We start from the raw sequence: 10,133 nt of genomic DNA, 5'->3' as shown, positions 1-10,133 counted from the left end.
ATATTTGGTAGGTACTCAATAATCATTCTCCAATATACCAGGTTCTGCTAACATACAATTTAGATGCGTTCGCCCTGCGTCTCCATCTCCACTACAAATTAAATCTATAATGAATTGCTTTAAGTCGGGTCGGTGGTCGCGAGAGTATCCGTAAGTAATATGTATTGGTAATGGTGCTTCCTGATGATTCATGCTTGAAACCTGGTTAATGCTCGAATTTATTGGCAGAGCAAATAATGAGCCTGCGTCGCGATTGGCATCATATTTGTATTCCCCATGCAGGTGGAATGAGCTAGAATCGAGATGTACTGTATTTAAGCATACATCAAATTTAATTGCTGCTTCGAGGGCAATTGCTGTAAAAGTTTGACTCAATCCCGTGACATATAGCTTGTCTAATACTCTACCTAAACGATCGTCATTTAAGTGTTCTGGTTTAATTCCTTTGCCGATTAAGTGTTCAGTTGGTTTGCCTTCAAAAAATTTTGAGAATAAATATAACGGTGCGGATACTAAACCTAATCCGTTGAGAATCATGGCTTTGACAGCGTGACCGGGACTTACTATTTCGCCTGGTTGACAACCTACTAGCTGATTGATTTTTTCTACCCTGTTGTCTCCGATCGATTATCCCAGCAACTAAACCCAGGTGGTCTAGGTTTTGGACTGTTATTTCAGGATTTTTTTTCATCGAATTGAGACGGCCGATTGGGGCGAGAGTATGTCTTTTCTACTGGCGAGTGCTGCGCCAGTTATATTTTACTTTTTCCCCGATCGTTGGACTTTCGAGCGCACGCCGGAAAGAGAACGGTCGGCAGTCAGCAAATTACTACTGGTATTTGATGGGGCTGGTATTTCGACTGACATTGTTTAAGCATTTGTACTTAAGCTTTTTGGTCGCCCTGAACACGACTCGCGAACCGCAGCCCACCCGCACCCCATGTGACAGTCGGGGTGCGGAATGTGGGATATAAGCAATCACATCACCATAATGGTAAGGAAGATCGGCATATTAGGTCAGCCACACTGCCTAAACCCAATTCGGACATTTAATGACTGACAGCAGAGCACAGAATTGTTGAACCATTCTTTGGTGCTATGACCTGGATAACCTAGCTCTCAAGGAACTTAGACGGGTCAACTATGGACTTGATTTCTCAAGCCCTCACTAGAATCTAAGATTTAGTCATGGGTCGTTGACGTTGCTGACTCCTTATTATTTAATGCCCAGTTTACTGCTTCGTTGAAAGCTTCGTCAGTCGGGTTATCTAAGAAACCGATCGAACACAGCCATTTTAGTTGTATGTTTCGGCCACCGCGACATATTTTCGTGTTATTCGTACTATGACAAATGTGTTGCCCGTTTCCCATCAAGTTTTCGTAGTATATTGCCAAATCTGATGGAGAGAGAGGTAACGGTTTTTCTCCACTAAACGGACAAGTTTTGCATGGCTTGTCTTGAACCGGGTAGGTTCTCATGTCGTTGCGATCGAGTGTCATCAAATTGTTCCTAGTTTACGAAAGTCAGGAATTGGTCGTTGGTCGAGGCATTGATAAAGGTGGAGACAGAACTCATGAACATTTACCCATTCCGATCGAGGAGGCAGAATCTGAATTGCCAAAGCGTCTGCGCCCAAGAAAATCTCTTTGACTTTGACCAAATCTATCCAAGTTGGAACTGATTTTTTCCGAGACAGTGAGAGATGAACCCACGAATTGCCGTCTTTTTCGATCGAACAAGAAATTATTACAATCAAACCGTCACGACTTTTATAAGCTCCGCCATCATCACCGATTGCCTGAACTGACCAATTACACGGCAACTCTTCAGCAGTGGGTGGATTCCATTTAACAGTTGTAGATTTCATGAGACTGCCGGGAGCGACCCGGCTATGCGCTGATTAATTAGTGAGAAATTCCGCTCGGGGGTAGTTGTGAACTAACGACAGCACTGACTAAATCGCATTCAGATTCAGTAATTGCCTGATAAACTTCACTCAGTGCCTGAATAGCATCCGCCAAACCTAATTCATTTTGTGTGACAAAATTCTCGCTCTGTTCGAGCGCCTGATACTCTGGCTGCTTCTGCAAAAGTCGCAGATTTTCTTCAGTGCCAGCAAGGATTGACTTGATTTGTTCGACTGTGATTGTCATGACTCTTATTCCTTAACTGATTAAACTCATTAACTCAAAACCTCAAAGCGAAGCATTATTAGCTGAAAAGAGTTTTCAGGAAATATTTTTCATCAATTTTGTGATCACAGACAACCATTGACTTAGCTGCTTGTTCGGCTAGCGATCGATTCCAGCCTTTGAGTTCCGATTTAGCTACCAACTCAAGTTCTGGCATAACGATTGCTTCTAGGTAAAATACATTGCCTGGTGAATCGTCGTAGTAGCAAGAGCTTTCGATCGTAAATTTCCAGTTTGACCAGTAAAATGTACTTTTCATTGCTAGCTCTTAATCGCGGTACAATTCAACTTCAACAATGGAAATATTACAATTTTCAGGAACACGCTTCTCCTCAGTTAAGCGTAATTCAGCATCCGATCGAGTATCGAAAAATTCGGCTGCTTCAAACTCTTCAGACCATTTTCCTTTCATTCCGAGTAACCAGTAAACGCAGCCATATTCAGTAGCATCGCCAACCCAATAACTCGCCTTAAGAATCGCAAACTTGATTTCCGAATTAGGCTTAGACATAATTTAAGACCGGGAGCGACCCGGCAATCACGCTATTCACTACACAATTGATAGGCAAATACCAAGCACAGGATGAAATTGCTTTCCAATCCGTAGCCTTCCCAACGACTATTTCTTACTCCAACAATGTGACGGCATTGCTTAAGCCATTCAACACCGCCTCGCTGTGTAATTGCTTCAAAGAGCCGAGGATGTTGCTGTAATTTGCAGACAATGATTTCCGTCATAATCTCGATCGATTCCTGCATATCACGACTTTTGTACTTTTGATATGCAGATTCAGCATCACGGAAATTCACGCCTCTGAATGTTACCGGGTAGCGATTTTTGATGTTGCCCTTTCGGAAAGCTGGCTCTGATATTGGGATTGGTCAAAGCTGCACCAATCCCAATATCAGAGCCAGACCAGATATTAATGCCTTCCATCTACTTATCAGCTCCAACTAAATAGACTCAGCGATTTGATAGGCTTGTTGATATAGTGGATCATTACTCTTTGGCTGCTGACCTTCTTTTTGATCGCTGACGGCTAAAACTACCTTGATTTTCTGAGTTTCAATCTCTGAAGGTAGTTTCTGATTATGATAGTAATAGTTGGCAGAAGTCTGGAAAAAGGTAGGGAGATCGGCTTCATATTTCAGAAATCGAACTAATTGTTCTAAGTTCATACCATTGAAATAAACAACACTACCTTACAGCGAAGCATTACTGAATAATTACTGTGACTTTTGGCGGTTGCCTTCTAGTTTTTCAATTTGAATGCCGATCGGATAGGACTCTTCATCGTATTCACGCCCGATATTAGTCAACTTCGGTTTGTCCAGTTTCACTCCCTTGAACACCAGTAAACAAAGGACTGGTCAAAGCTGTTACGAGGGTCAAAGCTGTTGTGACGGTCAGAACGATGTGTTGTCTTTTTATGGAAATACCCAAAATGGTTTACTGGAACTGGAATAACTTATTTGAGCAAGCTGTTGATTTAAAGCCACAAATCGCCTACTTTAATCAGAGGTCGATCGGCTTCAAGTTTCTGTCTTAGAGAACGGACATGGTATCGTCCGTGAACAGAAGGACTAGAACAAATTACCAGGTTTTCTGGCGAGTTATTAGATTTGTCCTCGTCCAGGTGATGAACAACTTCACCGGTTCTGAGCTTACGATTGATGTTTTGTTCCGCCACCACCCGATGCAGATATACTGTTTTATAGGTCATAGGTTTTCTCGTTGAAGTAAACGGGAAATACGGCTAGCGCTTTGCTGAAATCGAAAGGTTCGACTTCGGTTTGCTGACGGATTTCTTCAAGCCAAGCAATATCACAGGAGAATATTTCAGCAAATTTGGGCATGAGCCAGTCATACTCATCCGATCGCACATCAACTCGGTTGTTTTCGATTTTTGCTAGCAGGCAGCGGTCGATCGTCGTTGAACAGTCTGACGGCGCAACCAGCAATTTACACAAATCTTGCTGGCTAAATCCATGCTCTTGCCGAGCATTTTTAATGGTTTTGCCCAGGCTGATTTTGCATTCGTGCATGGTAAAGAATGCTGGGAGCGACCCAGATATGCGCTCTTAAAGTGTTAAATAACCAAACTTTTCATTTGCTAGTCTCAGGATTTCTTGAATTAATTCATCTTTTCGTACAGCAAATTCTGCATGAGGCAATTTGGTCAACCGATGAATTTCATAATGCGACCATCTGCTCTCAGAATCAAATCCTTGATCACCACTAAGCACTACAATCTCAATTGACGTAGTTTGTGGCCATCGGGTAATTTGCAGATGATATTCATTCCAATCATCGTAGCTATTAAGCAGGCAACTTTCTTTCGTATATTTTATCAGTTTGCCATCTTTGCTTTCCCAAGTACCATGTTCTATGTCAAAATCTGCCATTATTTTAATCCTCCATCTCAACCCCTCACAAGCGAAGCTTTAAAAACATTACGAGAAACATTGCTATAAACGTTACCATAAACATGACAAAAAACAAGAAACACGAAACAAGAAACACTTATGTCAACCACCACTTTAAAGAATTAATCAATTCCGTAGCTTTGTTTATGACTTGAGTAATGATTGACTTGCAGTTGGTGTTTCCTTGATGTTAAACCGAGTCATGTCCAGTATTTGAACTAGGACATGACGGGCGGGTGAATTGTTGCTAGCGTGGCGTTAACGGATAGATTTTGCTTTCTTTTTTGACAATTTCTAGCTGTCTCTGAGTTAAAAGACAGAAATCTTCAATTTGCGTATCCATTGCCACAATCAAAAGCTGTCCCTGAAGAGTAATGCCATCAGGAATAACTAAAGTTGGTTGATAAGCCTTTCGTAAAAATTCATCATCACACAAAATAGCGATCGACAGGTCAGAATAGCACTGATAAACCCCTTCAAAGAAAGCTTCTTTACCGGGAATGCCTACAAGCTTTTGAATTTCAGCAACTGTTGGCATTTCAGTTGCTTGTACCTCTTGAATTCCTGTTGAGTTGATTAAAGCGTAAAATCGTGTCATCTTGGCTCCAGTAAACGACGTAGAAAATCAATCAATATCCCATAGCGAAGCACTAAAATTGTGTTCTGGCTGGACTGGTTTTGGGTACAATTTTAGTTCTTCTTTGACAATTTTGGCTTGACGCACGTTAAGTAAGCACAAATCGTCTGGGGATTCATTAGTTGCGAGAATTAGTACCTGACCATTGGTGACAAGTTAAGGCTGTAAGTCTTTTGTCAAGAGGCTTTCGGAGAGTTCTTAAAAAAGAATTGGTCAGACCCTCGTTGCTTTTCAGGAAAAGGGGCAATAATTAACTTAACATTCGGTTTTCGCTGCTGTTTAATAATGCCTAAATCTCGATTTTGGGGGTCAGCAAAATACTTGATTGGATCTGTTGCTTTACCTTTATGATGAGCCATAGTAAAATGATAAAGACCGCGATAAATCATTTCTAAAGAAATCTGCTCAAAAGGTAGAGCTAGTTCATCAGCTACCGCATCACCTAAATCTACTAAAACTGCATAAAATAACCAAGTTGCCCAAATCTGTAATTTAATCCCATTGATTGAACCCGTCCATAAATAGCTTAAATCTAACAGCCTTTTTACAATATTAAAAGCTTCTTCAATCCGCCAACGTCTTCGATACAAATCTGCTACTACATAAGGGGGTAATTTTTCTGGCTCTAGCACACTTGTTAAATAAGAATGCCAGGTTTTTCCTGAACGAACTTCAATCAAACGTAAGGTAATAAACGGAGTTTTCTTTGTTCCAGACCCCAAACGTATCTTACGGTCTCGCAGTCCATAACTATCGGTAAACACTTCCTCTACTTTGATTGCGGCTCCTTTCTTTATTCGGGTAATAAAGTTAACCTTTTGCTCAATTAATTTTAACCAAAAATTAAAGTGATAAAAGCCTCTATCTAATAGTAATAACGTATTTTTGCTGACTAAATTGAGGATATTTTCTTCAAGTTTTACATCAGATTCTTTCGCATTTTCGGTAAACCAAATTTCGACTGGCAATCTAGTTACTAGATCAATTACTGTACTTATTTTCCCCGCCAATTGTCCTATTTTAGCTGACTCTAAGTTTGATAATTTCCGAAATAATGCCTCTAATATTGAACTATCTATAATCCAAATCTGCTCAAATCTTGTTAATGTAAACTGAATACTTTCTGGTAAGGTTCGTTGATTTCTGCTCTGCCAATTTGTTCTTAACCTTGGCAATAAATCTTTAAATACTTGTTCAAATAACTCGGCTGGAAAGGTCAAAAATCTTTGGGACAGTGCTTGTTGGCTGACTTGAGTGGGATTACACCACAGAAAGCCGTCTCTCGTTAACATTCTGGTCAGTTCTCTTACTCCTGCTACGTCTCGCCAGAGTAAGGTTAAGACCGCAGCCATCATCAATGGCAAGTTGAGAATTCGGTCCCGAAGTTTTAGCTGACGGTAGGAATTTTCCTGATGGAGCATGGCTGGTCTCAGTAATGCTTCGAGTTGCTGGGCAATTACTTCATCCTCTATCAGTGGTCGTTGTTTCTTTTTCGCGTGGTCCCGATTGGTAGTTCTGGTCTTGGTCATGGCTGGTCATAATTGCTCAACTACTTGCCTATTCTGAGTTTCATCTATTTTTTAACCAATGTAAATACCCCCTTGACAATTTACCCATCACCTTAACTTGTCACTAATGGTACCTGACCACAAACAATATCGCCATTTTGTGTCAGACAAGTTGGCTGAAGTTCTTTCGATACGACATCAGCGTCACAAAGCATGACGATCGAGGAATCAGAAAAGTTAGATGAATCTAACATTTCATAATTAGCTGGCACTCCTTCAATACCAATCACTTCTTGAATTTCTTCAGTAGTCAACATTTCAGGAGTGGTGTAAACTTCTACCTCTTGCTCAAGTGTGACTAAAATGTAGTAAGGCATTTATTAAAACTGGGAGCGATCCAGTTATTACGCTATTACTGAATTGGAATTCCAAGCAATACTTTGGCAGTTTCAGTATCTTCAGGCCAAACGTAAAGGGTAAATCTGCCTTGATAAACGTAAAACTCTAGCTGATGAGTCATTTGTTTGATAGCAGAAACAACTTTATGATGCTCGTTGAACCGAAAATCAGCTACTTTGTGCAACCCAGCAATATTTATCTCAGGTGAAACCATTTTTAGAACTGGGAGCGACCCAGTATTACGCTATATCAACATCTGAAAGCAAAGCATTAACGACGTTTGAAAATGTAGACTTTTTCATCCAACATCCGCCGATAAATTCCCTCTGTCGAATAGAACCAATCTCGGATAATTCCCTCGAAATTGAGATGCTTCCAGCTAAGATTGTTGCGTTTTAACTGTGAATCAAAGGCTTCTTGGGTAAGAATTTCTTTGACAAAATCTTCAGTGCGATCGAAACAACCTCTGTAATCTTCTTGAAAGTTTTTCAAGATTTCTGGTTCTTGTCGATGCTCGTAGACCGAGAAATAGACACAAAATGGTTTGCCATATTTGATAATTCCTTTACCTATTTGTGCGATAAATGGTATTGGCATTTCTGGTGTCATCAGAAACTCAACGCTGTGAAAGCCTTGAAATGAACTAATTTTGACAGAACCATTAACTGAAGCCTGAATGTAGTCAATATTTTGCTGCATTTCAGAAGCGTTGATAGCATCAATCCAAGTACCCTGGAAAGAACCTTCTTGTTGAATATAAATTCGTGGTATATCGGATTGTTCATTAGTTGGGAAAGGCAAATTGGTCAAAGGCTCAGAAGAATTGGATTGCATGGTAGTTCTTAACTGGTAGCGACCCAGTTATTATGCTATTCCTAGTTTACGGGGGCTTTTTCTGTAGCTCTACACAAATTACTAACTGCTTCGAGATGTTCCTCTAAAACATAGACTCTAAAAGCACCTTGTTTCCAGAGCTGCTTCGGACTATCAGGATGAAACGCTATCAGGTATTGAAACTCGCTATTTTTCAGTGCCGTTTCGATTGATTCATGCTGATATGCAAAGAAATCACTTACAGTAATAAATCCGTTTTCAGTGGTGTCTGGCAATTCATTAGATTCGGATTCTGTCGTTCTGCAGTCGTTATCAAGATTAGTCATGATGGTCAATACGAGAGAACAAATCAATACCTTTCTGCGAAGCACTAACCCAGAGACTTAAGTTAACTCCAATTGCTTCCATCATCGTTTGTACTTTCCTGAAAGTGTGTAGTAAGCAGTTGTTGTTTCATCTTCATCAGCAGTCAAAGTTAACCGAAACACAGAGTTATTCCATTTGTAGATTTCTGGAGGTTTGAATGCTATTAACTCAGTTTTGAAGGCTGTAGACCAGCACTGACGGCAAGCGTCGTAAAACCGCAAACTGATAATTATCTTTCGATCGTAATCCTTTATCAGATAGCGTTTAATACCTTTGGCTAGCCGAATGTTTGAAAGGTTTTCTAGCTCTTTCTTAGCAACATAAAGACCTGTATTCCCAAAGTAAGTAAGTCGTTTCTCATCATAAAATTGGTCATCAAACGGGATAAACTTTGGCAAATCCCGAAATTCAGGATTTGAATTACTTAAACCTTGAGTTGCGGATAGATAACCTATTAACTTGGTTCCTTCAGATGTGGTGAACGGTGTAACCTCTATTTCGCAGGGGAATTTCAAGACTTCGATGTAAGTTCTTGAGACAATTTGTTTAAAGTTTTCATCAGCCCAATATCCATAGTCCTGGGATCGAACTATGTAGGTGCTATCGTCAATCGTTAAACCTCTCATGCCTATGTTCATTTTGGTGACTAAAACTCAATTACAGGACAAATCAATATCCTTAAGCGAAGCAATAATCGAATGACTTAACCCTAGTAATTCCGATGAAAAATTAGGGAAATGTCATCAAACTAAAGCATTAGGCAAGTTAGCTTCAGCACCCCAGGCATCCCAATTTGGGCGTTGTTCCCGAGCAAATAGTTCAATCCTCGACGGATGCGATAACTTGCCCAACTTCTCGCAATTCTCTAGTTTGTCAGCGAGTCGATCGGCGATTCCCCAAAACTGTTTCGGCTTCTGTGAATGCTCTCTGCGGGGAGCTTTGATGAGGTTGTTGATGTTGGTCAAGCCATGAGTTGTGAAACTTCCCGGTGCACCTTTAGTGGCAACCAGAAAATGCTCGGTGCAATTCCTGCCGTAGTGACCTAATCCAGCATGGGGTCTGCCGTCCTTGGTGACTTTCTCCCAGGTGAAAATCGATCGATGAGTAAATCCCCAGCGGTCGAGACACCGAAACCCCAACGCTTGATGGTTATTTGTCACCCATAGCAGCAGATAAGAGTCTGAGCTTGCGATCGCACTGATTGGCATATTGAGAATTTCCTCATCTGTCATGGATGGGTAACTGCAACGGCCCCTATGAGTTTTGTCTGCTTCTCTGAGTGTGAAACTCCAGGGCGGATCGGCAACAATCAGTCTGTATTCTCGATGCGGAATTGGTGGCAGATTCGGTATCAGATGGAGTGCGATCGATAGTTTCAGTTGTCCTACGCAGTCATCAGATTTGTAAGTTTTCATTTAGCTACCCCAATTTGATTATTGATGATGAGCAAACCATCCAAAAGTAATTTGACTGCACGTTGCATCGCTTCTTTTTTCCCTGCTTTTGATTGAGCAGCTAAATCATCAATGAGTTTATAAGTCTCGGCTGCTGAAATATTAGCTGCTTTCTCAACTAATATTGAGGCTAGAGTTTTTTCTGGGATAAGCCCAAGAATTGTCCCTAACCAAATCTTCTCAGCAAAATCCTGAAATGACCAGCTATGAAATTCTGCCTCTCTGAATAATCCTTGAATCTGTCGAAGGACCAGTAAAAATGCTTTCTCTTCTTTCATGTTTTTCGTATCATACATGGCTAATTTCTCCTTTTCT

At 40.7% G+C, this 10,133-nt stretch carries 20 protein-coding genes and 1 pseudogene; 1 reads left to right on the top strand and 20 read right to left on the bottom strand.

Annotated features, from left to right (window positions below):
* Window positions 1-78: 78 nt before the first annotated feature.
* Window positions 79-691 (bottom strand): annotated as a pseudogene (locus QUA56_RS31215) (IS1634 family transposase); the annotation flags it as partial.
* A gap of 30 nt (window positions 692-721) precedes the next feature.
* On the opposite strand from QUA56_RS31215, the gene QUA56_RS31210 reads away from it, so the two are divergent.
* A complete protein-coding gene (locus QUA56_RS31210) occupies window positions 722-874 on the top strand; it encodes a hypothetical protein (protein ID WP_333366204.1) in 153 nt (50 codons plus the stop codon).
* 308 nt (window positions 875-1,182) lie between these two features.
* Here QUA56_RS31210 and QUA56_RS31205 read toward each other — a convergent pair whose 3' ends face one another.
* From QUA56_RS31205 to QUA56_RS31115, 19 genes are all read right to left on the bottom strand, one after another.
* Window positions 1,183-1,500: a hypothetical protein gene (locus QUA56_RS31205; protein WP_333366200.1), complete on the bottom strand. Its 318-nt coding sequence runs from the start codon at window positions 1,498-1,500 to the stop codon at window positions 1,183-1,185.
* Window positions 1,500-1,868, bottom strand: coding sequence for a DUF7694 domain-containing protein (locus QUA56_RS31200; protein ID WP_333366197.1), 369 nt, complete (start codon window positions 1,866-1,868; stop codon window positions 1,500-1,502). The genes QUA56_RS31205 and QUA56_RS31200 overlap by 1 nt, the downstream gene beginning before the upstream one ends.
* 37 nt (window positions 1,869-1,905) lie before the next feature.
* Window positions 1,906-2,154: a hypothetical protein gene (locus tag QUA56_RS31195; RefSeq protein WP_333366193.1), complete on the bottom strand. Its 249-nt coding sequence runs from the start codon at window positions 2,152-2,154 to the stop codon at window positions 1,906-1,908.
* Window positions 2,155-2,212: 58 nt separating this feature from the next.
* A complete protein-coding gene (locus tag QUA56_RS31190) occupies window positions 2,213-2,452 on the bottom strand; it encodes a hypothetical protein (protein ID WP_333366190.1) in 240 nt (79 codons plus the stop codon).
* 9 nt (window positions 2,453-2,461) lie between these two features.
* Window positions 2,462-2,704 (bottom strand): hypothetical protein, encoded by a 243-nt coding sequence (locus tag QUA56_RS31185; RefSeq protein ID WP_333366187.1) that lies wholly within the window; start codon window positions 2,702-2,704, stop codon window positions 2,462-2,464.
* Window positions 2,705-2,736: 32 nt separating this feature from the next.
* Window positions 2,737-3,003 carry a hypothetical protein gene (locus QUA56_RS31180; protein ID WP_333366183.1) on the bottom strand — a complete coding sequence of 89 codons (267 nt, stop codon included), beginning with the start codon at window positions 3,001-3,003 and terminating at the stop codon, window positions 2,737-2,739.
* 144 nt (window positions 3,004-3,147) lie between these two features.
* A complete protein-coding gene (locus QUA56_RS31175) occupies window positions 3,148-3,372 on the bottom strand; it encodes a hypothetical protein (protein WP_333366179.1) in 225 nt (74 codons plus the stop codon).
* A gap of 311 nt (window positions 3,373-3,683) precedes the next feature.
* Complete coding sequence (locus QUA56_RS31170; protein WP_333366176.1) at window positions 3,684-3,917, bottom strand: HNH endonuclease; 234 nt, start codon at window positions 3,915-3,917, stop codon at window positions 3,684-3,686.
* A complete protein-coding gene (locus tag QUA56_RS31165) occupies window positions 3,907-4,239 on the bottom strand; it encodes a helix-turn-helix transcriptional regulator (RefSeq protein WP_333366172.1) in 333 nt (110 codons plus the stop codon). The genes QUA56_RS31170 and QUA56_RS31165 overlap by 11 nt, the downstream gene beginning before the upstream one ends.
* A 36-nt stretch (window positions 4,240-4,275) precedes the next feature.
* Entirely contained in the window at window positions 4,276-4,599 is a 324-nt protein-coding gene (locus QUA56_RS31160) for a hypothetical protein (RefSeq protein WP_333366170.1), read from the bottom strand.
* A gap of 268 nt (window positions 4,600-4,867) precedes the next feature.
* Window positions 4,868-5,218, bottom strand: coding sequence for a hypothetical protein (locus tag QUA56_RS31155; RefSeq protein WP_333366167.1), 351 nt, complete (start codon window positions 5,216-5,218; stop codon window positions 4,868-4,870).
* A 215-nt stretch (window positions 5,219-5,433) separates the two neighbouring features.
* Window positions 5,434-6,732 (bottom strand): IS4 family transposase, encoded by a 1,299-nt coding sequence (locus QUA56_RS31150; RefSeq protein WP_333366214.1) that lies wholly within the window; start codon window positions 6,730-6,732, stop codon window positions 5,434-5,436.
* Window positions 6,733-6,878: 146 nt separating this feature from the next.
* On the bottom strand, window positions 6,879-7,142 hold the full coding sequence (locus QUA56_RS31145; RefSeq protein WP_333366164.1) for a hypothetical protein: 264 nt from the start codon (window positions 7,140-7,142) through the stop codon (window positions 6,879-6,881).
* Window positions 7,143-7,177: 35 nt separating this feature from the next.
* A complete protein-coding gene (locus tag QUA56_RS31140; RefSeq protein WP_333366161.1) occupies window positions 7,178-7,378 on the bottom strand; it encodes a hypothetical protein in 201 nt (66 codons plus the stop codon).
* 56 nt (window positions 7,379-7,434) lie between these two features.
* The gene (locus tag QUA56_RS31135) at window positions 7,435-7,998 is read right to left on the bottom strand and encodes a hypothetical protein (RefSeq protein ID WP_333366160.1); all 564 of its coding nucleotides are present in this window, start codon (window positions 7,996-7,998) and stop codon (window positions 7,435-7,437) included.
* 41 nt (window positions 7,999-8,039) lie between these two features.
* Window positions 8,040-8,324, bottom strand: a complete 285-nt coding sequence (locus QUA56_RS31130; protein WP_333366157.1) for a hypothetical protein — start codon at window positions 8,322-8,324, stop codon at window positions 8,040-8,042.
* An 81-nt stretch (window positions 8,325-8,405) separates the two neighbouring features.
* The gene (locus tag QUA56_RS31125; RefSeq protein ID WP_333366151.1) at window positions 8,406-8,990 is read right to left on the bottom strand and encodes a hypothetical protein; all 585 of its coding nucleotides are present in this window, start codon (window positions 8,988-8,990) and stop codon (window positions 8,406-8,408) included.
* Window positions 8,991-9,107: 117 nt separating this feature from the next.
* Entirely contained in the window at window positions 9,108-9,779 is a 672-nt protein-coding gene (locus QUA56_RS31120; RefSeq protein ID WP_333366147.1) for an MT-A70 family methyltransferase, read from the bottom strand.
* A complete protein-coding gene (locus QUA56_RS31115) occupies window positions 9,776-10,114 on the bottom strand; it encodes a hypothetical protein (protein ID WP_333366145.1) in 339 nt (112 codons plus the stop codon). The genes QUA56_RS31120 and QUA56_RS31115 overlap by 4 nt, the downstream gene beginning before the upstream one ends.
* Window positions 10,115-10,133 lie beyond the last annotated feature (19 nt).

Origin of the sequence: Microcoleus sp. N3A4 (assembly GCF_036701805.1) — a bacterium.
Taxonomy (GTDB): Bacteria; Cyanobacteriota; Cyanobacteriia; order Cyanobacteriales; family Microcoleaceae; genus Microcoleus.
The sequence above is the reverse complement of the archived record's forward strand: the minus strand, read 5'-3'. Positions and strand labels throughout refer to the sequence as shown.